Below are 25,213 nucleotides of genomic sequence, written 5' to 3' on the forward strand. Positions count from 1 at the left end.
CAATATTCTTTCACGGCTGCGAGTTTTGCCTGCACTGTATATTTACCCATGACGCCTCCAAAGGTTGCGTCCAACCTTCGGGGGTCATACCACTCCGCGTGGTAATGCAGTTCGTGACGCTCCGCGTCACACGGCGGTTCTTCGACATCAGGTGAATTGGTGCCCGACTCAGGTCACCTTTTCGCCCCTCGGCGAGTTACTTTGATGAGGCCAAAGTAACCAAAGCCTTTCGCTCCTGTTTCCGGCCCGACTTCGTCGGGTTCCTTCGCCCTGTCACTGATCCGGGGGCCGCCGCNGTCCTGCCTCGCATCCCCCGGATCAGCGTCAGAGCTCAGCCGTCACTAACGTCGCACTCTGCGTTGTCAGTGCCATCGCGATAAAAAAGCATTTTATGCGCAATGGCTTTTGTGCAGGGCATTACGTTGTGCTGCAGCGAAGCGTTGGCACGAATGCCAGTCAAATCAGAACGGCATCTTGTAGTGCAGTGCGTAGCTTTCTATACCGTCGTTCGGCTCTTTGATGCCGGCGTTGGAATAGTGAGTCGCGCGGATGCCGACTTCATGCCCGCCCGCGAAGCGCAGACCGAAACCAATGCGGTCTTCGAAGTTGAAGGCAGAACCGAACTTGCGATCTTCAACCTGGGTGTTGGAGAACACCGAGACGCCGATACCGGCTTCTACGTAAGGCTTGACGTTGCCGTTGCCGAACTCGTAGACCAGAACCGGGGAGAACGACAGGCTGTGGTTATCCTTGTAGTCCTTGCCATCCCAGTAGGTGTAAGCGCCGTCCCAGTAACCGGTCAGACGGCCAATGTCACTTTGCAGCCAGGTTTTATCCCAATCGAACTGCACGCCCAGACGATAGGTCATGGTCGACTCACCGGTCTGCCCGACCGAAAACTCAACACCGTCGGCTTGCGCCATTGAAGCTTGCCCTGCCAAAGCGGCCGAAATCACGGCCAGGCAAAAGAGTCTCTTCATGAGAAACGTCCTAAATATATAAAATTGTATGAAAGTGTTGAAATTCATCAGCCGCTTTTATAGAAGCCAGCGAGGTGAGGTTAGTTCACCCGAAAAGCGCCTTTTTTCACGTTTTTTTTACAAACGGAAGCTTCTCACATTGCCAGGATTTTGCGACAAAAAAGGTAGGATTTTTCTGAAATTGTCCGGAATGTCACTAGACCAATACACAGTATCTCGCGCGTCGCCAGTGGCAAGAAGGCTGGAACGCGACAAAAGACGCTGTAACTGACGCGCTACCGCAGCCCCGGTGTCGATCAGGGTGACCGACTCGGGAAGCATTTCCCTTAGCAAAGGTTTGAGAAACGGGTAGTGAGTACAGCCGAGAATGATGGTGTCACAGCGCGCTGCCAGCAGCGGCTCGACATAATGCTGAAGCAATTGACGGATTTGCGGACTGACCAGATCACCGGTTTCGATCAGTTCGACCAGCCCTGGGCACGGCTGGGTCACGACCCGAACATCGTTGGCAAATCGGTCCAGCAACGCCGCAAAGCGGGCGCTTTGTAGCGTTCCGGTAGTCGCCAGCACACCGACAACACCGCTGCGGGTCGCCTCGGCAGCAGGTTTGACAGCAGGCTCCATACCCACAATTGGCCAGTCCGGGTAGCGTTGACGAATGTGCGCCACGCCCGCCGCAGTCGCGGTGTTGCAGGCGACGACCAGTGCCTTGGCACCCTGCTCGCGGAAGAATCCCGCAATTGTCAGGCACCGTTCGGTAATGAATTCAGGGGTCTTTTCGCCATAAGGAATATGCCCGCAGTCCGCCAGATACAGCAGTGACTCGCTGGGCAGCAACTGGCGGATTTCATTGAGCACTGAAAGGCCACCGACCCCGGAATCAAAGATTGCGACAGGCGCATCGCTGGCATGGCTCATCTGCATGTCAGGCATGTTCGCCCTGCCCGCTTGCTGCACTGCAAACGCTGCACGCCGGGTCGCGCTTGACTTTCAGTTCACGGAAACGGGTAGTCAAGGCATCAATCAATAACAGTCGCCCGACCATTGGCTCGCCAAAACCGGCCAACAGCTTCAAGGCTTCCAGCGCTTGCAGGCTGCCAACCAGACCAACCAGCGGCCCGATGACACCGGCCTCGCTGCAGGTCAGTTCGGCTTCGCTGCCGTGACCGTACAGGCAGTGATAACACGGGCTGTCCGCACGACGCGGATCGAACACCGACAACTGCCCTTCAAGCCGAATGGCAGCCCCGCTGACCAACGGCTTGCCAGCAGCGAAACAGGCGGCATTGACCGCTTCGCGGGTGGCGAAATTATCCGAGCAGTCCAGCACCAGATCGACAGCCTGCACCGCCGCCTCCAGTGAGTCGGTATCCAGCGCTGAGCGGTGAGCGACGAGAGTGATCTCGGGATTGATCGCCTTGAGCCGGGCCAGAGCCGAGTCTACCTTGGCCTGTCCGATGCTCTGGGTATCATGAATGATCTGGCGTTGCAGATTGGTCAGGTCGACGTGATCAAAATCCGCCAGATGCAGTTCACCGACCCCTGCGGCGGCCAGATAAAGGGCCACCGGCGAACCAAGCCCGCCGACGCCGACGATCAGCGCGCGACTTTGCTTGAGGCGCAGCTGGCCGTCGATATCAACGTGTTGCAGCAGAATCTGGCGACTATAGCGCAGCAGCTCCTGATCACTCAGCACGGCTTGCATCCGAACGTGATGCGCTCGTGCTCACCCAGATCACGGCGGGTCTGTATGCGCTCGAAACCATGACGGATCAACAGTTCGCGCACCGCCGGGCCTTGATCGTAACCGTGCTCCAGCAGCAGCCAGCCATCGGCGCTGAGGTGCACCGGCGCGTCGGCAATGATCGTGCGCAAATCGTCCAGCCCGTCGGAACCGGCAGTCAACGCACTGCTCGGCTCGAAGCGCACGTCACCGGCCGACAGATGCGGATCAGCGTCGGCGATGTACGGCGGGTTACTGATGATCAGATCAAACTGACGCCCTTCCAGCGCACTGAACCAGTGGCTGTTGAGCACATGGGCGTTATCCAGTTGCAAACGTTGCCGGTTGCGTTCGGCCAGCGCGACCGCTTCAGGCACACGGTCGACCGCTGTGACTTTCCATTGTTGGCGCTCGTTGGCCAGCGCCAGCGCAATCGCCCCAGTGCCGGTGCCCAGGTCAAGTACCTTGGCGGGCGCGAACGCAGGCGCCAGTTCCAGCGCCGCCTCGACCAGCATTTCGGTCTCTGGCCGCGGGATCAAGGTATGCGGCGCTACTTCCAGATCAAGCTTCCAGAAACCTTGCTGACCGAGAATGTAAGCCACCGGTTCGCCCGTGCGTCGACGCTGCAAATAACCTGCAAAGGCCAGCGCAGCCTCGGTGCTGACGATGCGCTCAGGCCAGGTGTGCAGAAAGCTGCGCGGTTTGCCCAGCGCTGCCGCCAGCAGCAGCTCTATGTCGAGCCGCGCGGTCGGTGAATCGGGAAGCTCGGCGCTTCTTAACAAACTTGCGATGATGGTCATTTACTCACCCAGTGCCGCAAGTTGATCAGCCTGATATTCAGCGAGTAGCGGCTCTATCACTGCATCGACCCCGCCCGCCAGAACTTCATCCAGCGAATACAGAGTCAGGTTCACGCGGTGATCCGTCACTCGCCCTTGAGGGAAATTATACGTACGAATACGCTCGGAACGATCACCCGACCCCACGAGCAGCTTGCGCTCGCTGGCGATGGCGTTGGCCGCCGCGCTGGTCTGCTGATCATTCAGTTTGGCAGATAGCCAGGACATTGCCCGGGCCCTGTTCTTGTGCTGCGAGCGCTCTTCCTGGCACTCGACGACAATACCCGATGGCAAGTGGGTAATTCGGATCGCCGAGTCGGTTTTGTTGACGTGCTGACCACCGGCCCCTGAGGAGCGATAGGTGTCGACACGCAGGTCGGCCGGGTTGATCTCGATCGCCTGTTGCTCGTCAGGCTCCGGCAGCACTGCAACCGTACAGGCAGACGTGTGGATGCGACCCTGCGACTCGGTCTCGGGCACGCGCTGCACACGGTGCGCGCCGGACTCGAATTTCAGCTTGCCGTAGACGCTGTCACCCTCGACGCGCGCAATGACTTCCTTGTAGCCGCCATGCTCGCCTTCGTTTTCGGACAGAATTTCCACCCGCCAGCCACGCCGCTCGGCGTAACGCGAGTACATGCGAAACAGGTCGCCGGAGAAGATCGCTGCTTCATCACCGCCGGTGCCCGCACGGATCTCCAGAAACACGTTGCGGCCGTCGTTCGGGTCCTTGGGCAACAACATGCGCTGCAATTGCGCTTCCAGCTCGACCAGTTGCTGTTTTGTTTCGCGAACTTCCTCGACGGCCATTTCGCGCATGTCCGGGTCGCTGTCCTTGAGCAGCGCCTGCGCGCCCTCCAGATCACCCTGCACCCTGATCAGCTGTTGGTAAAGCGCAACGACCGGCTCCACTTCGGCGTACTCACGGGAATAGGCGCGAAAGCGTGTCTGATCGCTGATCACTTCGGCATCGCCGAGCAGCGCGGTCAGTTCCTCGAAACGGTCGCTGAGGACATCCAGCTTATTGAGCAGTGAAGCTTTCATTGCGGGGTTTTATCCGTCGAGCCCTCACCGAGGGCAAAAAGTTCCTGGGCCATGGCCAGCGCATCGACGCGACCTTCGGCAGACAGCTTCTTGAGCTGCACGCTGGGTGCGTGCAGCAATTTGTTGGTCAGACCACGTGCCAGCTGGATCAATACGTCCTCGGCATTGCTACCGTTGGCCAGCATACGTTGCGCCTTGCTCAGTTCTTCGTCACGCAGCCGTTCGCTTTGCTGACGATAGGCGCGCAACACATCTACCGCCGCCAGTTCGCGCAGCCGCGACATGAAGTCTTCGGCACCCACGCTGACCAGCTGCTCGGCAGCCAGTGCAGCCCCCTGGCGACTCTTGAGATTTTCTGCCACCACTTCGTGCAGATCATCAACGCTGTACAGGTAAACGTCGTCCAGTTCGCCGACTTCAGGCTCGATATCCCGCGGTACGGCAATATCGACCATGAAAATCGGTTTGTGCTTGCGCAGTTTCAGCGCACTTTCCACGGCCCCCTTGCCCAGGATCGGCAACTGGCTGGCGGTGGAGCTAATCACGATATCGCTGTTGACCAGCTCGGCCGGGATATCCGAGAGCAACACCGCATGGGCACCGAACTCGGCAGCCAGCATGCTGGCGCGCTCCAGCGTACGGTTGGCAACCACGATACGCTTGACGCCCAGGTCATGCAGATGCCGGGCGACCAGAGTAATGGTCTCGCCCGCACCGATCAACAAGGCCTGACTGCGTTGCAGGTCACTGAAAATCTGTTTGGCCAGACTGACCGCGGCGAAGGCCACGGACACCGGGTTTTCACCAATTGCAGTGTCTGTACGCACCTGTTTGGCAGCGCTGAACGTGGCCTGAAACAGACGTCCCAGTAACGGCCCGACCGTTCCGGCCTCGCGCGCAACGGCATACGCAGACTTCATCTGGCCGAGAATCTGCGGCTCGCCGAGCACCAGGGAGTCGAGCCCCGAGGCGACACGCATCATGTGTCGCACGGCGGCATCGTCCTCGTGGACGTAAGCGCTGGCGCGCAGTTCTTCCAGGCTGAGGTGATGGTAATTGGCAAGCCAGGCAAGAATGCTGTCCGCACCGAGATGCTCGTGCTCGATGTACAACTCGCTGCGATTACAGGTTGAAAGAATCGCAGCCTCGCGACTTTCGGTCAGGTGGCAAAGCTGCTGCAACGCCTCCACCAACTGTTCCGGGGTAAATGCCACGCGCTCGCGAACGTCGACCGAGGCGGTCTTATGATTGATACCGAGTGCAAGGAAGGCCATTCAGGGTCGCAGGTGGTGACGTGAAGCCGGTAATTGTCCTACTTCAATAAGCTCAGAACAACCACCACATATTATTGTCCCACTACAATCGATCGTCGCAGCCTGCGTTTTCAGGCTCGCGACACTGCAAACACACGCATTGCATCAGTTTTTCCGACGGCTGTGGGTTTTGCCAACAGCCTTGTGTCATGATGCTCCCACCGCAGGTAAGCCGCCCTTCTTATATATGAATAGATCCTCCGCGTTGTTCCTTGCTCTTGCCTTTCTAGGCGGCTGCCAGTCAATGGCCCCCGCCTCGTCACAGCCCGTGCCCGCTCAGAAAGACGCCCCTCCCGCGCCTGAAGCCAAGCCGAAGGTCTATGGTTCGTTCACTCAGGACACCCTGGTCAGCCTGTTGAGCGCGGAGCTGGCCGGCCAGCGCAACCGCTTCGACATCGCCCTGGATAACTACGTGACCCAGGCGATCAAGACTCAGGACCCGGGGGTCTCCGAGCGCGCCTATCAGATCGCCGAATACATGGGCGCTGATCAGTCTGCGCTGGAAACCGCGCTGATCTGGGCAAGAAACGCACCGACCGACCTTGAAGCGCAACGCGCCGCAGCCATTCAACTGGCGCGCGCGGGACGTTACGACGATTCTCTGGTGTACATGGAGAGAGTCCTGCAGGGTCAGGGCGACACGCACTTCGACTTTCTGGCCCTGTCCGCGGCCGAAACCGATCCGGACACCCGCAACGGCCTGCTCAAAAGTTTTGATCGGTTGCTGGGCAAATACCCGAACAACAGCCAGCTGATTTTCGGCAAGGCGCTGTTGCTTCAGCAGAATGGTGACGCCGAACAGTCGTTGAAGCTGCTGGAAGACAACCCGCCCAAAGAAGGTGAAATCGCGCCCATCCTGCTGCATGCCCGCTTGCTGCAAAGCATGAACCGAGGCAAGGAAGCGGTGCCCCTGCTGGAAAAAAGCATCAAGAAATACCCGGACGACAAACGCCTGCGCCTGACGTATGCGCGCATGCTCGTCGAGCAAAACCGCATGGAAGACGCCAAAGTGCAGTTTTCCGCCCTTTTGCAGCAATATCCGGACGACGACGAGCTGCGCTTCTCGCTGGCTCTGGTGTGCCTTGAAGCCAAGGCCTGGGACGAAGCGGCTGGCTACCTGGAAGAACTGATCGCCCGTGGTGCACACGTCGATTCAGCGCATTTGAATCTCGGCCGCATCCACGAAGAGCGCGAGGACCCGCAAAGCGCGCTCAACGAATACGCTCAGGTCGGACCGGGCCCGGACTTCCTGGCGGCTCAATTGCGCCAGGCCGATATTCTGGTCAGCAATGGCAACGGCGCAGAAGCGGCCAAACGCCTGGCTGAAGCACGTGCCGAAGAGCCCGATTACGCCATTCAGCTGTACCTGATCGAAGCTGAAACCCTGACCAGCAATGATCAACTGGATCGCGGCTGGCAGGTGCTGAACACGGCGCTCAAGCAGTACCCGGATGACGCCAACCTGCTCTACACCCGCGCCATGCTGGCTGAAAAGCGCAATGATCTGGCGCAGATGGAAAAAGACTTGCGCAGCATCATCAAGCGCGAGCCGGAAAACGCCATGGCGCTGAATGCACTGGGCTACACCCTTTCCGATCGCACCACGCGTTACGCCGAGGCCCGCGAACTGATCGAGAAAGCCCATCAGATCAGCCCCGACGATCCGGCGGTTCTCGACAGCCTTGGCTGGGTGAATTACCGCATGGGCAATCTGGACGCCGCCGAACGCTACCTGCGTCAGGCGCTCGAACGCTTCCCCGACCACGAAGTAGCCGCACATCTGGGCGAAGTACTCTGGGCCAAAGGCGAACAGCGCGAAGCCCGGAAAGTATGGGCCAAGGCCCTGGAACAACAACCCGACAGCACCGTCCTGCGCAGCACACTGCGACGCTTGACCGGTTCAGAGACCCTTTGACGTTATGTTTTTGCGCCACGTAATCGTATTCAGCCTCATCGCCCTGCTCACCGGCTGTGCCGGTCTCACTTCCCGCGAAGCCGTTCAGGGCAAGGGCGACCCCGCGCAATGGCGCGAACACAAACAGCAACTGAGCAGCCTCGATGGCTGGCAGATCAACGGCAAGGTCGGCATCCGTGCGCCGAAGGACTCCGGCAGCGGCACCCTGTTCTGGCTGCAGCGTCAGGATTACTACGATATCCGCTTGTCCGGTCCGCTCGGCCGTGGCGCAGCACGACTGACCGGCAGGCCCGGCGCTGTCGTGCTTGAAGTCGCCAACCAGGGCCGCTACGAAGCCACAACGCCGGAAACACTGCTTCAGGATCAACTGGGCTGGAAACTGCCGGTTTCCCACCTCGTATGGTGGGTGCGCGGTTTGCCGGCACCGGACAGCAAAAGCAACGTGACGCTTGATGGCGACAGCCGTCTGGCCAGCCTTGAACAGGACGGCTGGCAGGTGGAATACCTCAGTTATGTCGAACAGAATGGCTATTGGCTGCCCGAACGCGTCAAGCTGCACGGCCAGGACCTCGATGTCACGCTGGTCATCAAGGACTGGCAGCCTCGCAAACTGGGGCAATGACCATGACTGCATTACAGGATATGGCCAAGGCCCAGCTGGTTTTGCCTGCCCCGGCAAAGCTGAACCTGATGCTGCACATTCTGGGACGCCGCCCGGACGGCTACCATGAGCTGCAAACCCTGTTTCAGTTTCTCGATTATGGTGACGAACTGGGCTTTACCGTTCGCCAGGACGGCGAAATTTGTCTGCAGACCGATGTACCCGGCGTCCCGCATGACAGCAATCTGATCGTCAAAGCCGCCCGCGCGCTGCAAAAACAGTCCGGTTGCACACTGGGCATGGATATCTGGCTGGAAAAACGCTTGCCCATGGGCGGCGGCATCGGCGGCGGCAGCTCGGATGCAGCCACCACACTGCTGGCGCTGAATCATTTATGGCAGCTTGGCTGGGATGAAGATCGTCTGGCGCAACTGGGCCTGACTCTGGGCGCTGATGTACCGGTTTTTGTCCGTGGACACGCCGCATTTGCTGAGGGTGTCGGGGAAATTCTCACCCCGGTTGACCCCGAAGAACCCTGGTATTTGGTGCTCGTTCCGCAAGTCGCTGTAAGTACAGCAGAAATTTTTTCAGATCCGTTGTTGACACGCGACACGCCGCCCATTAAAGTGCGCCCCGTTCCCAAGGGAAACAGTCGAAATGACTGTAAGGCGGTTGTAGAGAGGCGTTACCCAGAAGTACGTAACGCTTTGAATTTGTTAGGTAATTTTACCGAAGCAAAATTAACCGGAACTGGAAGTTGTGTGTTTGGGGCCTTCCAGAACAAAGCTGAAGCTGATAAAGTCTCGGCCCTTCTTGCAGAGACCCTTACGGGGTTCGTAGCGAAAGGAAGTAACATTTCGATGTTGCATCGCAAGCTGCAAATTCTGTGACAGGAATTGAGTGCCAGGCACTCGATTGATTCAATACAGGGGCGTCGCCAAGCGGTAAGGCAGCAGGTTTTGATCCTGCCATGCGTTGGTTCGAATCCAGCCGCCCCTGCCATTTTCTATACTCATCCAGGTTACCCTCAGCCTCTAGGTACTGCGCGTGTCCAAGATGATGGTCTTTACGGGGAATGCAAACCCCGATCTCGCTCGGCGTGTAGTACGTCAGCTGCATATCCCACTCGGTGATGTTTCTGTCGGAAAATTTTCCGACGGCGAAATCAGCACTGAGATTAATGAAAACGTCCGCGGTAAAGACGTCTTCATCATTCAGCCGACTTGCGCACCAACGAACGATAACCTGATGGAACTGGTTGTGATGGCTGATGCCTTCCGCCGCTCCTCAGCGTCCCGAATCACTGCTGTGATTCCCTACTTTGGTTATGCCCGCCAGGATCGCCGTCCGCGCTCCGCACGTGTTGCCATCAGCGCGAAAGTTGTCGCTGACATGCTCACCGTGGTGGGAATCGACCGTGTTCTCACGGTTGATCTTCATGCTGACCAGATCCAGGGGTTCTTCGATATTCCGGTAGATAACATCTACGGCTCCCCCGTTCTGGTGGATGACATCGAAGACCAGCGCTTTGAAAACCTGATGATCGTTTCCCCGGATATCGGCGGCGTCGTGCGTGCACGTGCTGTCGCTAAATCCCTGGGCGTCGATCTCGGTATCATCGACAAACGCCGTGAGAAAGCCAATCACTCTGAAGTGATGCATATCATCGGTGATGTCGAAGGGCGTACCTGTATTCTGGTCGATGACATGGTCGACACCGCCGGCACCCTGTGCCACGCGGCCAAGGCCCTGAAAGAGCATGGCGCAGCCAAGGTCTTTGCCTACTGCACACACCCTGTGCTGTCGGGCCGGGCGATCGAAAACATTGAAAATTCCGTGCTGGACGAACTGGTGGTCACTAACACCATCCCGTTGTCCGCAGCAGCACAAGCCTGCAGCCGTATCCGTCAACTGGATATTGCGCCGGTAGTCGCCGAAGCGGTTCGCCGCATCAGCAATGAAGAATCGATCAGCGCGATGTTCCGTTAACTGACATCACGCAGACGAAAAGCGCCCCGCCCTGACATCCGGTCAGGGCGGGGCTTTTTTGCCCATACCGCCCAAGCGCTGGTCGCAAACGCAACGGCGGATGTGGTTAATTTGGAGATACAACATGAACGAATTTACCCTGAATGCAGAACAGCGTTCCGACCTGGGGAAAGGTGCGAGCCGCCGCCTGCGTCGTCTCGCCAGCCTGGTTCCAGCTGTAGTCTACGGTGGCGACAAAGCCCCTGAGTCCATCAGCATGCTGGCCAAGGAAGTTGCCAAACTGCTCGAAAACGATGCGGCCTACAGCCACATCATCGAGCTGAACGTTGGCGGCCAGAAGCAGAACGTCATCATCAAGGCGCTGCAACGTCACCCGGCCAAAGGCCACGTGATGCACGCTGACTTCGTGCGCGTTATTGCCGGCCAGAAACTGACCGCAATCGTGCCGATCCACTTCCTGAACGAAGAAGCTCCAGTCAAGAAAGGCGGCGAGATCTCGCACACTACTACTGAACTGGAAGTGACCTGCCTGCCTAAAGACCTGCCTGAGTTCATCGAGGTTGATCTGGGCGCGCTGGAAGTGGGCGACAACGTTCACCTGTCCGAGCTGAAAGCACCTAAAGGCGTCGAGTTCGTTGCCTTGGCACACGGTACTGACCTGGCAATCGCCAACGTCCACGCACCGCGCATCGTCAAAGACGAAGCAGAAGAAGGTGAAGAAGGCGCAGCCGAGTAATTCATTACTTGGTAACGTCGGAGTTGCTCAGGAAACATCGCGAGCGATAGCAGGCAAAGCGGGCGAGATCGCTGAGTTTACATCATGGTAAATGAGCAGTTTTCGCCCACATTGCCGCTGTCGTCAGCGGTTTAACCCTCAACTCCAAAGGAAGAGCCCCTGTCGTGACCGCCATACAACTGATCGTGGGCCTGGGAAATCCAGGCGCTGAATACGAACAGACCCGGCATAACGCAGGGGCTTTTTTTGTTGAGCGTATTGCTGCGGCGCAGCGAGTCAATCTCGTTCCCGAGCGCAAATTCTTTGGCCTGACCGGGCGTTTTACGCATCAGGGTCAGGATGTTCGTCTGCTGATCCCCACCACCTACATGAACCGTAGCGGCCAGGCCGTCGCGGCACTCGCCGGTTTCTACCGTATTCCGGTTGAGTCGATTCTGGTGGCGCATGACGAGCTGGACCTGCCTCCGGGCGTTGCCAAACTCAAAGTGGGTGGCGGCCATGGCGGTCATAACGGCCTGCGCGACATCATCGCGCAGCTCGGCAACCAGAACACATTTCATCGCTTGCGGCTTGGCATCGGCCACCCGGGCGATGCCAGCAAGGTATCCGGCTTTGTCCTGGGTCGAGCGCCACGCGCCGAACAGGAAAAACTGGACGCCAGTATCGATTTTGCCCTCGGCGTGCTGCCGGATATCTTCGCCGGTGAATGGAACCGGGCGATGAAAAACCTGCACAGCCAGAAGGCCTGACATCACTCGAGGGGAAACACCATGGGATTCAATTGCGGCATCGTCGGCCTGCCTAACGTCGGCAAGTCCACCCTGTTCAACGCCCTGACCAAATCTGGTATTGCGGCCGAGAACTTCCCCTTCTGCACCATTGAACCGAACAGCGGCATCGTGCCGATGCCTGACCCGCGCCTGGCGGCCCTGGCAGCCATCGTCAACCCGAAACGCATCCTGCCGACCACCATGGAGTTCGTCGACATCGCAGGCCTGGTGGCAGGTGCCTCAAAAGGCGAAGGCCTGGGCAACAAGTTCCTCGCCAACATCCGCGAGACCGACGCCATCGCTCACGTGGTGCGCTGCTTTGAAGACGAGAACGTAATTCACGTCTCCAACAGCGTCGACCCCAAGCGCGACATCGAGATCATCGATCTGGAACTGATCTTCGCTGACCTCGACAGCTGCGAGAAGCAACTGCAAAAGGTCACGCGCAATGCCAAGGGCGGTGACAAGGACGCAGTGGTCCAGAAAGGCCTGCTTGAACAACTGATCGCCCACTTCAGCGAAGGCAAGCCAGCACGCAGCCTGATGAAGAGCATGAGCAACGACGAGAAGGCCACCATCCGTGGCTTCCACCTGCTGACCACCAAGCCGGTCATGTACATCGCCAACGTTGCCGAAGACGGTTTCGAGAACAACCCGCTGCTGGACGTGGTCCGCGCCATCGCCGAAGAAGAAGGCGCAATGCTGGTGCCGGTCTGCAACAAGATCGAAGCCGAAATCGCCGAACTGGATGACGGCGAAGAAAAAGACATGTTCCTCGAAGCGCTAGGCCTCGAAGAACCCGGCCTGAACCGCGTTATTCGCGCTGGCTACGAAATGCTTCACCTGCAGACCTACTTCACCGCTGGCGTCGAAGAAGTTCGCGCCTGGACCGTCCGCGTCGGTGCCACCGCACCACAGGCCGCAGGCGTCATCCACACCGACTTCGAAAAAGGCTTTATTCGTGCCGAAGTCGTGGCCTATGACGACTTCATCCAGTTCAAGGGCGAGTCCGGTGCCAAGGAAGCGGGTAAATGGCGTCTGGAAGGCAAGGAATATGTCGTCAAAGACGGTGACGTGATGCATTTCAGGTTTAACGTGTAGGCCATAGGCAGCGTCCAGCGGGATCTCGGCAAGTGCAGATTCCTCTATCACGAAAGCCCCATTATCTGGGGCTTTCGCGTTTCAGGCATTGGCACCGTCGGTTGGCTACACGATTGCAGACGCCCTCAAATTATTTGATGGGGATGTCTATTTTTCTATGTAAAATGTCGTTTTTTTACCGCCGCTCATCCACGTCATTTAAACATTCATGTTTAACGCAGGCAGATGTTTCAAGACGGCGACTGATCAGCGATCGTTTCCACGGACCGGGCAGAGCCTTGTCATAACCCAAGGTAGATACTCTTTTGAAGATCTTAGTAACAGGCGGTGCTGGTTTCATCGGTTCGGCAGTGATTCGGCACATCATTGCCAATACAGCCGACTCAGTCGTCAATGTCGACAAACTGACGTACGCAGGCAATCTTGAATCACTTCAGTCGGCCGATCAAAGCGAGCGTTATGCCTTTGAGCACGTGGACATCTGCAACCGTGAAGACCTGGACCGGGTTTTCAAAGAGCACCAGCCTGACGCTGTGATGCACTTGGCAGCCGAATCGCACGTAGACCGCTCCATCACGGGTCCGTCGGAGTTCATCCAGACCAATATCATAGGCACCTATGTACTGCTTGAAGCAGCACGTAGCTACTGGAGCCAGCTGGACGAAGTGCGCAAAGCCAGCTTCCGCTTTCACCACATCTCGACTGACGAAGTTTATGGCGACCTGGAAGGCCCGGAAGATCTCTTCACCGAGACAACGCCTTACCAGCCAAGCTCGCCCTACTCGGCCAGCAAGGCCAGCTCCGACCACCTGGTACGCGCCTGGAGCCGCACCTATGGCCTGCCGACCCTGGTAACCAACTGCTCGAACAACTACGGGCCATGCCATTTCCCGGAGAAGCTGATCCCACTGATCATCCTCAACGCACTGGAAGGCAAGCCGCTGCCTATCTATGGAAAAGGCGATCAGGTTCGTGACTGGCTCTATGTCGAAGACCATGCCCGCGCACTGTACAAAGTTGTGACCGAAGGCGAGATCGGCGAGACCTACAACATTGGTGGCCACAACGAGAAACAGAATATCGAGGTGGTCAACACCGTTTGCGCGCTGCTCGACCAACTGCGCCCGGATTCAGTCCATCGTCCGCACGCCAGCCTGATCACTTACGTTCAGGACCGCCCGGGCCACGACCTGCGCTACGCTATCGATGCCAGCAAGATTCAGCGCGAGCTGGGCTGGACGCCGGAAGAAAGCTTCGAATCGGGTATTCGCAAAACAGTACAGTGGTACCTCGATAATCCTGAATGGGTTGCTCATGTAAAGAGCGGAAGCTACCAGCAATGGATCGACAAGAACTACACAGCGCGCGCCGATAAATGATGAAAATTCTTCTGCTGGGCAAAAATGGCCAGGTGGGTTGGGAGTTGCAACGTTCACTCGCTGTAGTGGGTGAAGTAGTTGCTCTTGACCGCCATACCGTATCGACGGCCTATGGCGAACTTTGTGGCGATCTGTCTGACCTGGAAAGCCTGCGCAATACCATTCGCAGCGTCAAACCTCAGGTTATCGTCAACGCCGCAGCCTATACCGCTGTCGACAAGGCCGAAACCGAGCGTGAGCTCGCGCACAGGGTCAATGCCTTGGCCAGTCAGGTCCTGGCAGAAGAAGCTCGCACGCTGGACGCGCTATTGGTTCATTACTCGACCGACTATGTGTTCGACGGTTCGGGCAACACCGCATGGAAAGAAAGCGATGTCGTGTCGCCGGTCAACTATTACGGCGCAACCAAACTTGAAGGCGAGCAACTTATAGCTGCCTCAGGCTGCAAGCACCTGATCTTCCGTACCAGCTGGGTTTACGCGGCACGTGGTAACAACTTTGCCAAAACCATGTTACGCCTCGCGAAAGATCGCCCAACGCTCAATGTGATCGCCGATCAGATTGGAGCGCCTACAGGTGCAGAGTTGCTGGCCGACATAGCGACGGCTGCCCTGCTTCAAACGCTGGCTAAGCCGGAGCTGTGTGGCATCTACAACTTGGCACCTGCCGGCGAAGTGTCATGGCATGCCTACGCGCAGTATGTGATTGATTTCGCCCGTGCCAACGGGGAACCCCTGGCGGTAGAAACGATCAATCCCATTGGCACGATCGAATACCCTACACCCGCGCAACGCCCTCTGAATTCGCGTCTGAACACAGAAAAGCTGCGCCACAATTTTTCCCTGCACCTGCCTGACTGGCAAAGTGGTGTAGCCCGAATGCTCATGGAAACTCTGAACAAATGACCACCATTAATCGTAAAGGCATCATCCTGGCCGGCGGCTCGGGCACTCGTCTGCACCCGCTTACCCTTGGCGTATCCAAGCAGATGCTGCCTATCTACGACAAGCCGATGATTTTCTACCCTCTGTCTGTGCTGATGCTGGCAGGTATGCGTGAAGTCCTGATCATCTCCACACCAGAAGACTTACCGAGCTTCCGCAAGTTGCTGGGTGACGGCAGCCAATATGGCATTCAGCTCACCTACGCAGAGCAACCAACGCCTGATGGCCTGGCACAAGCATTCATCATCGGCGAAGAGTTCATCGGTGAAGATCCTTGCTGCCTGATCCTGGGCGACAACATCTTTTACGGTCAGCACTTCTCCGACAACCTGCGCTCGGCGAGCCAACAGACCAGCGGCGCTACTGTCTTCGGTTACCACGTTTCCGACCCTGAGCGCTTTGGCGTTGTAGAGTTCGACGAAACCGGTCGCGCCTTGAGCATTGAAGAAAAGCCTGCAGCGCCGAAGTCGAGCTATGCCGTAACCGGCCTGTACTTCTACGACAATCAGGTTGTCGAAATCGCGAAGAATATCAAGCCTTCCGAGCGCGGCGAGCTGGAAATCACTGACGTGAACCGTGCTTACCTAGAACAAAAGAGCCTGACCGTAGAAATTCTCGGTCGTGGCTTCGCTTGGCTCGACACCGGCACCCACGAGTCGCTGCTGGAAGCGAGCCATTTCGTACACACCATCGAGCAGCGTCAGGGCTGGAAAGTTGCCTGCCTGGAAGAGATCGCTTACACCAACGGCTGGATTACGGCCGCTCAGTTGGGTGAACAGGCTCAGAAGCTGAAGAAGACCGGGTATGGCCAGTATCTGCAGAAGTTGCTGGATCTGGGCTCGTTCTAAGACTGCAAACCTCTATCCCATACCGCAAGGCTGCGAACAGTATGTCATCTGTTTTTCCCAAGGTAGCCGTGCTATTGACAGCCTATAACGGTATGGCGTGGATAAAGGTGCAACTTGATTCAATCCTGACGCAGACAAACATCTGCGTCAGCGTGTTCATCAGTGTCGATACCTCCACGGACGGCACTGAAGCATGGTGTGCCGACTACGCTCAGCACCATACGAATATCTCCCTGCTACCGTCGGCCGGACGATTTGGCGGAGCGTCACGTAACTTCTTTCGCTTGATCCGGGATGTCGACTTCTCGACATTCGATTACATAGCGTTCTCCGATCAGGATGATATCTGGGATCGGGACAAGCTTCAGCGCGCCGTAGCGGCTTTGGTGCCGGGTCATCATGATGCCTATTCAAGCAATGTCACCGCATTCTGGCCGGATGGGCAGCGCGTACTGCTGGACAAGGCTCAGCCTCAGGTTCAATGGGACTATCTGTTCGAAGCTGCCGGTCCCGGCTGCACCTATGTGATGAATCGCCGGCTTGCAGATGCCTTCAAGTCATCCCTCCTTTCCCACTGGGATGCAGCTCAGGCTGTGAGTCTGCATGACTGGTACTGTTACGCATTTGCCCGCAGTCACGGCTTCCGATGGCATATCGATCCGGTTTCCAGCATGGACTACCGTCAACATGCCAACAATCAGGTTGGAGCCAATACCGGACTTGCTCCACTCATCAGTCGACTGAAAAAAATTGCTGACGGCTGGTGGGCCGGACAGGTATTGCTGATTGGCCAGTTGATCGGAGACAGCCCACTGCATCCTGCGGGAAAGCACGTGAGTACGCGGCTGTCGTTCCTGAAGCTCGCGTTCAAGGCACCGCAATGCCGCAGGAGACCGAGAGACAAGATCCTCTTCATTATCGCGTGCCTTACAGCAATGCTAAGCAAGCGTTGACCGTCAATTAGCCACTCGTATCCTATCTGGCCCAGGCAGCGCGATATAGCCTGATTAAACCAGTGATCAGGCATCGCAACCTTCTGAAAATACTGGTTTTCAACATCTGTGCCCAAAGCAAGAGAGGTCGTTAGCCGCCGCGTGGCCGGGTATCGTTCACAGCATTGAAACCACTTAATTTCGCAGGACACCGAATGTTCTCCAGCGGCGGCTTATGTTAATGTGCAGACCTTTGTTTTCGGTATCAAAAGCGCAAAGAAGGCAGTGTAACCGGGGTGAAAGGAACCAGCCTCGGAACGTGGGGTCACTTGTACCGCCCAACCAAGGATGACAAGGCTCGAGTCACCCACCCGGCCATGAGCTCAGATACCGGACGTGCTTCAATTCGTAAAACCGTCCTGCCATGAAGACCTCGTGTTGCTCATCGTCGGAACCTACGTCGGAAAACTACAAATAGACGATGCATGCCCCGCTCCCTCGGTAATAACAGGCCTACCCCCTTATCCAGCGCAGACATTTCCCGCCCAGGTGGGCAGTCTATGGCGCACTCGACGCCCATGAGCCTCGATGTCGTAAAGCGCGTTTTAATGGCGCAATCAAATTCCATGGCGCAGGCGATTTTTAACACACGCCTGCCCCAGCCAGGGCCTTATGAGCAGACCCTGATGAGCATCCCGGAGATACGTTACCTATGAATGCAACACGCCTCGCCATTCCAGACGTCATCGTATTCGAGCCAAAGGTTTTCGGCGACGATCGCGGTTTTTTCTTTGAAAGCTTCAACCAGAAGGCATTCGAAGAGGTCGTTGGGCGGCCTGTAACGTTCGTTCAGGACAATCACTCGCGTTCGGTGAAGGGCGTTCTTCGCGGTTTGCATTACCAAATTCAACAACCACAGGGCAAGCTTGTCCGAGTCACCGCTGGAGAAGTCTTTGACGTTGCGGTCGACCTGCGCAAGAGCTCCCCAACTTTCGGCAAATGGGTGGGACTGCATCTTACCGCCGAAAACAAAAAACAACTGTGGATTCCGGAAGGCTTTGCCCACGGCTTCGTCGTACTGTCCGAAAGCGCCGAGTTCCTTTACAAGACCACCGATTACTGGGCGCCTGAACATGAGCGCAGCCTCGCCTGGAACGACGTCACCGTGGGCATAGACTGGCCATTCAGCGAAGCGCCCTCCCTGTCCGCCAAAGATCAGAAAGCCGTCGTATTCGAAGACGCCGAGGTGTTCGCTTAATGAACCCTCATAAAACTCCTTCTGCGGGCCCTTTGCGGCTAGTCAGCAGTCTATGGACCAACCGCTCATTGATCTCGCAAATGACCAAGCGAGAAGTCATTGGCCGCTACCGCGGCTCAGTGATGGGCTTGGCTTGGTCATTCTTTAATCCGGTATTGATGCTGGCGGTATATACCTTCGTATTCTCCGAAATCTTTAGTGCGCGTTGGGTTGGAGTCGACACCGGCAAAGGTGGCTTCGCTATTCTGTTGTTCGTCGGGATGATCGTGCATGGGTTGTTTGCAGAGTGTGCGAACAGAGCACCTTCTTTGGTGATGAGTAACAGCAATTACGTCAAGAAGGTGGTGTTTCCTCTGGAGATTTTGCCGGTTATCACCTTGGGTTCGGCGCTCTTCCACAGCTGCATCAGCCTTATTGTGCTGGTGATCGCACAACTGTTGATCTCGCACACGCTTTTCTGGACGGCGCTGTTGTTTCCGCTGATTCTGGTGCCGCTCATTCTTGGCACGCTGGGGATCAGCTGGTTTCTCGCATCCCTGGGTGTGTACTTGCGCGACGTCGCGCAGGTCATTACGGTTCTGACAACCGTTCTGCTGTTTCTGTCGCCGGTTCTTTACCCGGTGGCGGCGCTTCCTGAAGTCTATCGCCCTTGGCTGCAGATGAACCCGCTCACCTACATTATCGAAGAGAGCCGTAGCGTACTGCTGTTCGGCAACCTCCCGCATTGGGACAGCCTGGGTCTCGCCATCTTGATTGGCGCAGTAATTGCTGTCATGGGGTTCTGGTTTTTCCAAAAAACACGTAAAGGATTCGCTGATGTCATCTGATCAACCGGTTATCAGCGTACAAAACGTCTCGAAGTGTTTTTACACATACGACAAGCCCCACGACCGCTTGAAACAAGCCTTGGTGCCTAGAATTCAGCGTTGGTCAGGGCAGCCGACCACTACCTATGGCAAGGAGTTCTGGGCCCTGCGCGACGTCAGCTTCGACGTCGGCAAAGGCGAAACAGTCGGGATCGTGGGCCGCAATGGTTCAGGCAAGTCAACCTTGCTGCAGATCATCTGCGGAACATTGAACCCGACTGTCGGCGAGATTCATACGCGCGGCCGGGTAGCGGCCTTGCTAGAACTAGGTTCGGGCTTCAACCCCGAGTTTACCGGCCGTGAAAACGTTTATCTGAACGCCGCAGTGCTTGGACTGACGCGTGACGAAGTAGACGAGCGCTTTGACGCGATCGCCGGCTTTGCCGATATTGGCGAGTTCCTTGATCAGCCGGTCAAATCCTACTCAAGCGGCATGGCCGTGCGCCTGGCATTTGCGGTCCAGGCCCAGGTCGACCCGGAAATCCTTGTAGTGGACGAAGCACTTTCCGTTGGCGATGCACGATTTCAGGCCAAGTGCTTCGAGCGCCTCAGGCAGTTGAAAGAAAATGGCACCAGCATCCTGCTCGTCACGCACTCCAGCGAGCAAGTGGTCACTCACTGTAATCGCGCTATTTTGCTGGAAAAGAGCAGGATCGAGATGATTGGCGAATCGCGCCCGGTCATCAATCGCTACACGGACCTTCTGTTCGGGCGTGAGAAGAGCCCTATCACCGACAAGAGTCTGGACCTCGCCGAAGCCGAGCGAGTGGAAACCGCCCCAGTCGAAACCGACAAGATAGCGTTGCGTTTTGATGAAGACGTGTACGCGAGCAGGCCTGGTTACAACCCTCATGAGTACCGTTGGGGGGATGGAGCTGCAACACTGCTCGACTTCCATATGAATGCATCGGGAAGGGAGTTCCCCAACAGCGTTGAATCGGGCGAGGAAATCGTTCTTGATCTGGCCTTGCACTTCAATCGTACAGTGGTCAACCCGATTATCGGCTTTACGATCAAGACCAAAGAGGGTGTCACCGTATACGGCACCAACTCTTACATGCAGGATTGCGAAGGCACAGGCCTGATAGGCAGCGCTGGCAAACAGGCAAAAGCGCGTGTGAAATTCAGAAACGCGCTCGCGACCGGTGATTACTTCATCTCCATCGGTATCGCCTCTCGGCAAAGCGAAGACATCGTGCCTCACGACCGGCGCTATGATTCGATACATTTCGTTGTAGAACCCACTCCAAAGCTTCTGGGTTTGATAGACCTGGGTGCCTCTATGGAAATTGAACCGGTACGTGTTGATGTTTGAGCTTGATAGATATGGATACCTCCGTGATACAGACACATCTGTATGGGTGCGGACTGATTATCAGGGCATTGCCTACAGTGACGGCGATAGCTCGGAAAATGAGCTGGCGAAGATCGTTCGTGACGCAAGCGATGTCTCCGTGCTGTCGAGCGAGCTTCCGCACTACTGTACCGACTGGCCAAAGCTCTATCACCTTAGTTCCACCCGCGGAAATATCTTTCGCCCGTTCGAGCATCTTCTGAAAGGTAAATCAGTTCTCGAAATCGGCGCGGGTTGCGGTGCGATCAGCCGCTACCTCGGCGAAGCGGGTGCTGACGTGCTCGCGCTGGAAGGTAGCCCACGCCGAGCTGCAATCGCGGCGAGCAGAACACGTGATCTGGATAACGTCACGGTGCTTGCTGAACGATTCGATGACCTGAAGATTGATCAGCAATTTGACGTAGTAACGCTCATCGGCGTACTCGAATACGCCAGCATGTTCAGCAATGATGAAGATCCTGCACTGGGAATGCTGAAACGAGTTAAAAAGCTGCTCAAACCTGACGGACATCTGTTTATTGCCATTGAGAACCAACTTGGCCTCAAATATTTTGCCGGCGCGCCAGAGGATCACGTGGGTGTCGCTATGTACGGTATTGAGGGCCGGTATGTAGGCCGCCAACCTAAGACATTTGGCCGCAAAGGTCTGGATGAGTTAATAGCCCTCGCTGGCTTTGCATCATCAAGCTTTCTATCTCCTTATCCGGACTACAAGATCCCCAATTCTCTGATCACAGAAAACGGTTTCAAAGCCAATAATTTCGACGCTGCTGCATTGGCCTGCCAGAACACTCGGAAAGATCCACAGTTACCCTCGAACACCACATTTAATCTTGAAAAAGCCTGGCCGGTGGTGATCGAGAATCATCTGGGCATGGACCTCGCGAATTCGTTTATGGTCGTCGCTTCATGCCAGCCGTACGACGCAGTCCCCAGCAATGTCCTAGCGTATCACTACAGTACAGGGCGCAATGCAGAGTACTGCAAGGCAGCGGTTTTCGTCGACACCCCTGCAGGCATTGAAGTTCAATACCAACGTCTCAGCACTATTGAAGCAGCAGACGGCCTGGATGACCCATTCAGATTCATCCTTCCTGCAGCGCATGGCTACGCAAAAGGCAATTTGCTCAGCCTGCAATTTCTTGAAGCCTCAACAACCGAAGACTGGACAGTTGAAACGTTTACCCCTTTTCTGAAGACCTATCTAAATTGCCTAAGCCAGCTCTTGGCCACTGAAGGCAGTACTACCGAACTGGACAGTGTAGACGTTTTTTTACCGGGCCATTATATTGACGCAGTTGCACAAAACATCATTATTGACAGTGAAGGCAACCCACATCTCATAGATATCGAATGGGAAATGAAGGGAGGCGTCGAACTCGGTCATCTGCTAATGCGGGGTCTGCTGCTGCTGATAGCGAATAAAGTCCCCTTTCACCCAAGCACGACCATGATTAACAGGCGTGATTTTATTGTTGAGTTGATTGGCAGTGCGGGCCTTGAAATCACCGAGCAAGCGCTGAACCGCTATGCGCTACTAGAGGCCATGTTCCAAGAAAAAGTCACTGGCCGTGAAGCTGTGAGCTTTCTTAATTGGTCACCCGAAGCGACCATTCAGAAAATGGGGGCCTTGGGAGACAAGACACCTAGACTGGCGACGCTGTATATAGGTGATGCAGCGGGCGACTTCAAAGAAGAGCGGACGATCAGTCAATTTGTACACGATGGGCGCCAGACCTTAGTGTTCACAGTCCCAGCGACCTACCGATGCGCGGCACTTCGTTTTGACCCAACCAATATTCGTCAGTCCTTTTCGGTAGACGCAATTGCTATTTATAACGCCAATTCGGAAGTATGGTCGTGGCGTGACAGTGCCAGTGCACCTCTCGAATCTGCGGGCACGACCACATTCGTTAATGACCTGAACGACAGTACAATGTTTATGTCATTGGACAATGACCCGCACCTTGTGCTTCCCATTGATCTCAATTCGCTATTAGCGGGGAAGTCGTTCAAAATACAGATTACGTTCACTTTATTCACTGAAGGTCAGGTCGCTGGGCGACTCCTTCAACAGGAAGAGGAGTTCAAGCTAGCGCTTGGGTCTATATCGGAATTGAATCTTAAAGACCGCTCAGCTTTAGACGCCGTCGAGGTAGCGAACCTTGCGATAGAGGAAAATCATCGCCTGGCTCTGGAAGAGCTCAAGGCTGAGAATCTGGCCGTGCAAAACAAGCATCTGTTAGCACTCGAAGAGCTCGAAGCTGCGCACCAAGCGGCCAAGGAGCATCACAGATTGGCTCTTGAAGAGTTCGAAGCTGCACAGCTTGCCTCTCAAGAAAACCATCGAGTCGCGCTGGAGGAACGGGAGGCTGCAAATCTGGCGATTCAAGAAAACCACCGTATTGCTATGGAAAATCTTGAAGCGGCAAACCTTCAGATTCAGGCAGAGCACCGTCAGGCCCTAGCGGATATTGATGCCGCTACCCGAGAGGCGCAAGAGAAGCATAAGGCCAAGTTAACAGAGCTTGAAATTGCGATTTTGGCAGCTCAGGAAAATCACCGTCTGGCACTTGTAGACAAAGATACGCATGTTCACAACCTGAACCTGCATATCATCGCGATGCAATCTTCGTACAGTTGGAAAGCCACTGCCCCGCTGAGGAAGATAACCAGGTCATTTTTCCGTGCAAAACGTCTTGCCTCGTCGATTCCACTGATTGTTCAGCGAGGAGGCGGAATTTCCAGTACAGCAAAGAAGGCCTACCAAGTCTGGCGTCTCAGGGGACTCGCAGGTGTCATCGCACAGGCTCGCTGGGTTCAAGGTGAAGCTCAGCATGCGTTCGTCGGAAGCGAGACGCGTGAAGTGCCCGATCGACACGATTATTCTCGATGGGTCCAATATTACGACACGTTGGGCGAAGCCGAAATCAATCGTATCAACGAGCACATGAATCGCTGGATTGAGTACCCGCTCATTTCCATCATCATGCCGGTGTATAACCCACCACTGGATCTTCTGCGTGAAGCAGTGGACAGCGTGCGCTCGCAGCTCTATACCAATTGGGAGCTATGCCTCGCTGACGATGCATCGACAAATCCTGCGGTGATCGAGTACCTGAAATCTTTGAAGGCGCAAGACAAGCGCATCAAAGTTGTTTTCCGTGGCAGCAATGGTCACATCTCGCAGGCCAGCAACTCGGCACTGGGCGTCGCTAAAGGTCTTTTTGTTGCGTTAATGGACAATGATGACCTTCTCCCTGCTCATGCGCTTTACTGGATTGCTCGCACCATTCGCGAAAACCCGGATGCAGGATTGATTTACTCGGACGAGGACAAGATTGACACCGAAGGCAACCGTAGCTCGCCCTACTTCAAATCAGACTGGAACGAGTTCCTGTTTCGTTCGCAAAATATGATTTGTCACCTCGGAGCCTATCGTCGTGATCTCGTCAACGAGGTAGGGCAGTTCCGGGTAGGCTTCGAAGGTGCTCAGGATTATGACCTGGCCTTACGTTGCATAGAAAAACTCAAGCGCGACCAGATTATTCACATTCCTCGCGTGCTTTATCACTGGCGTATACACGCTGGCAGTACAGCGATGGCTGGCGACGAAAAACCTTATGCTGCATTGGCGGGCGTTAAAGCTCTAGATGAGCATTTGGAACGTCAAGGTCGGATTGGCTCGACAGAGTTGCTACCTACCGGTCAGTACCGGGTGCACTACAACCTGCCGACAACGCTGCCTCTTGTGACACTTGTCATACCGACAAGGAATGCTCACGCATTGGTCAAGCAGTGTATCGACAGCATCAAAAGCCTGACGACGTACAAAAATTACGAAATCATTCTGATTGATAACGGCTCTGACGATCCCGAATCGCTGGAGTACTTTGCTCAAATCGATCAGGAAGAAAATATTCGCGTACTTCGAGATGATGGACCGTTTAACTACTCTGCTCTCAATAACGGAGCTGTGCGTATCGCCAAAGGTGAGTTGATTGGTCTCATCAACAACGATATTGAGGTGATTACACCTGATTGGCTCAGCGAGATGGTGTCCATTGCGTTGCAGCCGAAGGTAGGAGCGGTAGGCGCAAGGCTTTGGTACCCAGACAACAGACTACAACATGGTGGTGTTGTGGTGGGCATAGGTGGTGTTGCCGGCCATGCACACAAGTATCTTCCAAAAGGTGCACATGGCTATTTCTGTAGAGCGGAGCTAATTCAGGAGTTCTCGGCGGTCACGGCCGCATGCCTGATCATTAAAAAGTCAACTTTTGATGAGGTAGGCGGGCTAGATGAGCAGCATTTGAAGATAGCATTCAATGATGTGGACTTCTGCTTACGGGTTCAGGAAGCAGGGTATCTCAATGTCTGGACACCTTTCTCTGAGTTGTACCACCATGAATCGGCGACGCGCGGTCTAGAGGACACGCCTCAGAAACAGGAACGATTTGGGCATGAGATTCGCTACATCAAAAATCGCTGGCCGAACATCCAGGTGGATTACGCCTATAGCCCGAACTTAACCCTTGATCACGAAGATTTCGGTCTGGCTTGGCCTCCAAGGTTCAAAAATTGATCGCAGTTGCCAAAAACACTCAATACAGCGCTGTGA

At 55.8% G+C, this 25,213-nt stretch carries 21 protein-coding genes and 1 tRNA gene; 16 read left to right on the forward strand and 6 right to left on the reverse strand.

Annotated features, from left to right (window positions below; all coding sequences use genetic code 11):
* Positions 1 to 461: 461 nt before the first annotated feature.
* The 6 genes from AO277_RS21855 to hemA form a co-directional block, all read right to left on the reverse strand.
* Complete coding sequence (locus AO277_RS21855; RefSeq protein WP_019742552.1) at positions 462 to 980, reverse strand: acyloxyacyl hydrolase; 519 nt, start codon at positions 978 to 980, stop codon at positions 462 to 464.
* Positions 981 to 1,097: 117 nt separating this feature from the next.
* On the reverse strand, positions 1,098 to 1,913 hold the full coding sequence (gene murI, locus AO277_RS21860) for a glutamate racemase (RefSeq protein ID WP_044318837.1): 816 nt from the start codon (positions 1,911 to 1,913) through the stop codon (positions 1,098 to 1,100).
* On the reverse strand, positions 1,906 to 2,676 hold the full coding sequence (locus tag AO277_RS21865; RefSeq protein WP_161795792.1) for a molybdopterin-synthase adenylyltransferase MoeB: 771 nt from the start codon (positions 2,674 to 2,676) through the stop codon (positions 1,906 to 1,908). The genes murI and AO277_RS21865 overlap by 8 nt, the downstream gene beginning before the upstream one ends.
* The gene (gene prmC, locus AO277_RS21870) at positions 2,670 to 3,503 is read right to left on the reverse strand and encodes a peptide chain release factor N(5)-glutamine methyltransferase (RefSeq protein ID WP_002552151.1); all 834 of its coding nucleotides are present in this window, start codon (positions 3,501 to 3,503) and stop codon (positions 2,670 to 2,672) included. Before prmC ends, AO277_RS21865 begins: the two co-directional genes overlap by 7 nt.
* The gene (gene prfA, locus AO277_RS21875; protein ID WP_002552150.1) at positions 3,504 to 4,586 is read right to left on the reverse strand and encodes a peptide chain release factor 1; all 1,083 of its coding nucleotides are present in this window, start codon (positions 4,584 to 4,586) and stop codon (positions 3,504 to 3,506) included.
* Positions 4,583 to 5,860: a glutamyl-tRNA reductase gene (gene hemA, locus AO277_RS21880; RefSeq protein WP_002552149.1), complete on the reverse strand. Its 1,278-nt coding sequence runs from the start codon at positions 5,858 to 5,860 to the stop codon at positions 4,583 to 4,585. Before hemA ends, prfA begins: the two co-directional genes overlap by 4 nt.
* A gap of 226 nt (positions 5,861 to 6,086) precedes the next feature.
* Here hemA and AO277_RS21885 point away from each other — a divergent pair, with 226 nt between their 5' ends.
* The 16 genes from AO277_RS21885 (at position 6,087) to AO277_RS21960 (ending at position 25,177) form a co-directional block, all read left to right on the forward strand.
* Complete coding sequence (locus AO277_RS21885; protein WP_080396227.1) at positions 6,087 to 7,814, forward strand: tetratricopeptide repeat protein; 1,728 nt, start codon at positions 6,087 to 6,089, stop codon at positions 7,812 to 7,814.
* 4 nt (positions 7,815 to 7,818) lie between these two features.
* Positions 7,819 to 8,436, forward strand: coding sequence for a lipoprotein insertase outer membrane protein LolB (gene lolB / locus AO277_RS21890; protein WP_005733586.1), 618 nt, complete (start codon positions 7,819 to 7,821; stop codon positions 8,434 to 8,436).
* Between the two features lie 20 nt (positions 8,437 to 8,456).
* Positions 8,457 to 9,305, forward strand: a complete 849-nt coding sequence (ispE, locus tag AO277_RS21895) for a 4-(cytidine 5'-diphospho)-2-C-methyl-D-erythritol kinase (protein WP_044318839.1) — start codon at positions 8,457 to 8,459, stop codon at positions 9,303 to 9,305.
* Positions 9,306 to 9,342: 37 nt separating this feature from the next.
* A tRNA-Gln gene (locus tag AO277_RS21900) sits at positions 9,343 to 9,417 on the forward strand.
* Positions 9,418 to 9,462: 45 nt separating this feature from the next.
* Positions 9,463 to 10,404, forward strand: a complete 942-nt coding sequence (locus tag AO277_RS21905) for a ribose-phosphate pyrophosphokinase (RefSeq protein ID WP_002552145.1) — start codon at positions 9,463 to 9,465, stop codon at positions 10,402 to 10,404.
* A 124-nt stretch (positions 10,405 to 10,528) separates the two neighbouring features.
* On the forward strand, positions 10,529 to 11,140 hold the full coding sequence (locus tag AO277_RS21910) for a 50S ribosomal protein L25/general stress protein Ctc (RefSeq protein ID WP_002552144.1): 612 nt from the start codon (positions 10,529 to 10,531) through the stop codon (positions 11,138 to 11,140).
* Positions 11,141 to 11,304: 164 nt separating this feature from the next.
* On the forward strand, positions 11,305 to 11,889 hold the full coding sequence (gene pth / locus AO277_RS21915; RefSeq protein ID WP_003317127.1) for an aminoacyl-tRNA hydrolase: 585 nt from the start codon (positions 11,305 to 11,307) through the stop codon (positions 11,887 to 11,889).
* A 21-nt stretch (positions 11,890 to 11,910) separates the two neighbouring features.
* A complete protein-coding gene (ychF, locus tag AO277_RS21920; RefSeq protein ID WP_010212404.1) occupies positions 11,911 to 13,011 on the forward strand; it encodes a redox-regulated ATPase YchF in 1,101 nt (366 codons plus the stop codon).
* Positions 13,012 to 13,316: 305 nt separating this feature from the next.
* On the forward strand, positions 13,317 to 14,390 hold the full coding sequence (gene rfbB / locus AO277_RS21925) for a dTDP-glucose 4,6-dehydratase (protein WP_002552133.1): 1,074 nt from the start codon (positions 13,317 to 13,319) through the stop codon (positions 14,388 to 14,390).
* The gene (rfbD, locus tag AO277_RS21930) at positions 14,390 to 15,295 is read left to right on the forward strand and encodes a dTDP-4-dehydrorhamnose reductase (RefSeq protein WP_002552132.1); all 906 of its coding nucleotides are present in this window, start codon (positions 14,390 to 14,392) and stop codon (positions 15,293 to 15,295) included. Before rfbB ends, rfbD begins: the two co-directional genes overlap by 1 nt.
* Positions 15,292 to 16,182, forward strand: a complete 891-nt coding sequence (gene rfbA / locus AO277_RS21935) for a glucose-1-phosphate thymidylyltransferase RfbA (RefSeq protein WP_002552131.1) — start codon at positions 15,292 to 15,294, stop codon at positions 16,180 to 16,182. Before rfbD ends, rfbA begins: the two co-directional genes overlap by 4 nt.
* 41 nt (positions 16,183 to 16,223) lie before the next feature.
* Positions 16,224 to 17,135: a glycosyltransferase gene (locus AO277_RS21940; protein ID WP_044318835.1), complete on the forward strand. Its 912-nt coding sequence runs from the start codon at positions 16,224 to 16,226 to the stop codon at positions 17,133 to 17,135.
* 691 nt (positions 17,136 to 17,826) lie between these two features.
* Positions 17,827 to 18,372, forward strand: a complete 546-nt coding sequence (gene rfbC / locus AO277_RS21945; RefSeq protein ID WP_002552129.1) for a dTDP-4-dehydrorhamnose 3,5-epimerase — start codon at positions 17,827 to 17,829, stop codon at positions 18,370 to 18,372.
* Positions 18,372 to 19,199 carry an ABC transporter permease gene (locus AO277_RS21950; protein WP_002552128.1) on the forward strand — a complete coding sequence of 276 codons (828 nt, stop codon included), beginning with the start codon at positions 18,372 to 18,374 and terminating at the stop codon, positions 19,197 to 19,199. The genes rfbC and AO277_RS21950 overlap by 1 nt, the downstream gene beginning before the upstream one ends.
* Positions 19,189 to 20,553 carry an ABC transporter ATP-binding protein gene (locus AO277_RS21955; protein WP_002552127.1) on the forward strand — a complete coding sequence of 455 codons (1,365 nt, stop codon included), beginning with the start codon at positions 19,189 to 19,191 and terminating at the stop codon, positions 20,551 to 20,553. Before AO277_RS21950 ends, AO277_RS21955 begins: the two co-directional genes overlap by 11 nt.
* Positions 20,546 to 25,177, forward strand: coding sequence for a glycosyltransferase (locus tag AO277_RS21960; RefSeq protein WP_044318834.1), 4,632 nt, complete (start codon positions 20,546 to 20,548; stop codon positions 25,175 to 25,177). Before AO277_RS21955 ends, AO277_RS21960 begins: the two co-directional genes overlap by 8 nt.
* The last annotated feature ends 36 nt before the right edge of the window (positions 25,178 to 25,213 follow it).

This window comes from Pseudomonas amygdali, from assembly GCF_002699855.1.
In the GTDB taxonomy this organism is placed as follows: Bacteria; Pseudomonadota; Gammaproteobacteria; order Pseudomonadales; family Pseudomonadaceae; genus Aquipseudomonas; species Aquipseudomonas amygdali.

What these genes read in the sequence shown, in the direction of transcription:
- AO277_RS21855 (WP_019742552.1), bottom strand. Translation starts at nt 980, where the DNA reads ATGAAGAGACTCTTTTGCCTGGCCGTGATTTCGGCCGCTTTGGCAGGG.
- murI (WP_044318837.1), bottom strand. Translation starts at nt 1,913, where the DNA reads ATGCCTGACATGCAGATGAGCCATGCCAGCGATGCGCCTGTCGCAATC.
- prmC (WP_002552151.1), bottom strand. Translation starts at nt 3,503, where the DNA reads ATGACCATCATCGCAAGTTTGTTAAGAAGCGCCGAGCTTCCCGATTCA.
- prfA (WP_002552150.1), bottom strand. Translation starts at nt 4,586, where the DNA reads ATGAAAGCTTCACTGCTCAATAAGCTGGATGTCCTCAGCGACCGTTTC.
- hemA (WP_002552149.1), bottom strand. Translation starts at nt 5,860, where the DNA reads ATGGCCTTCCTTGCACTCGGTATCAATCATAAGACCGCCTCGGTCGAC.
- AO277_RS21885 (WP_080396227.1), top strand. Translation starts at nt 6,087, where the DNA reads ATGAATAGATCCTCCGCGTTGTTCCTTGCTCTTGCCTTTCTAGGCGGC.
- lolB (WP_005733586.1), top strand. Translation starts at nt 7,819, where the DNA reads ATGTTTTTGCGCCACGTAATCGTATTCAGCCTCATCGCCCTGCTCACC.
- ispE (WP_044318839.1), top strand. Translation starts at nt 8,457, where the DNA reads ATGGCCAAGGCCCAGCTGGTTTTGCCTGCCCCGGCAAAGCTGAACCTG.
- AO277_RS21910 (WP_002552144.1), top strand. Translation starts at nt 10,529, where the DNA reads ATGAACGAATTTACCCTGAATGCAGAACAGCGTTCCGACCTGGGGAAA.
- ychF (WP_010212404.1), top strand. Translation starts at nt 11,911, where the DNA reads ATGGGATTCAATTGCGGCATCGTCGGCCTGCCTAACGTCGGCAAGTCC.
- rfbD (WP_002552132.1), top strand. Translation starts at nt 14,390, where the DNA reads ATGAAAATTCTTCTGCTGGGCAAAAATGGCCAGGTGGGTTGGGAGTTG.
- rfbA (WP_002552131.1), top strand. Translation starts at nt 15,292, where the DNA reads ATGACCACCATTAATCGTAAAGGCATCATCCTGGCCGGCGGCTCGGGC.
- AO277_RS21940 (WP_044318835.1), top strand. Translation starts at nt 16,224, where the DNA reads ATGTCATCTGTTTTTCCCAAGGTAGCCGTGCTATTGACAGCCTATAAC.
- rfbC (WP_002552129.1), top strand. Translation starts at nt 17,827, where the DNA reads ATGAATGCAACACGCCTCGCCATTCCAGACGTCATCGTATTCGAGCCA.
- AO277_RS21950 (WP_002552128.1), top strand. Translation starts at nt 18,372, where the DNA reads ATGAACCCTCATAAAACTCCTTCTGCGGGCCCTTTGCGGCTAGTCAGC.
- AO277_RS21955 (WP_002552127.1), top strand. Translation starts at nt 19,189, where the DNA reads ATGTCATCTGATCAACCGGTTATCAGCGTACAAAACGTCTCGAAGTGT.
- AO277_RS21960 (WP_044318834.1), top strand. Translation starts at nt 20,546, where the DNA reads ATGTTTGAGCTTGATAGATATGGATACCTCCGTGATACAGACACATCT.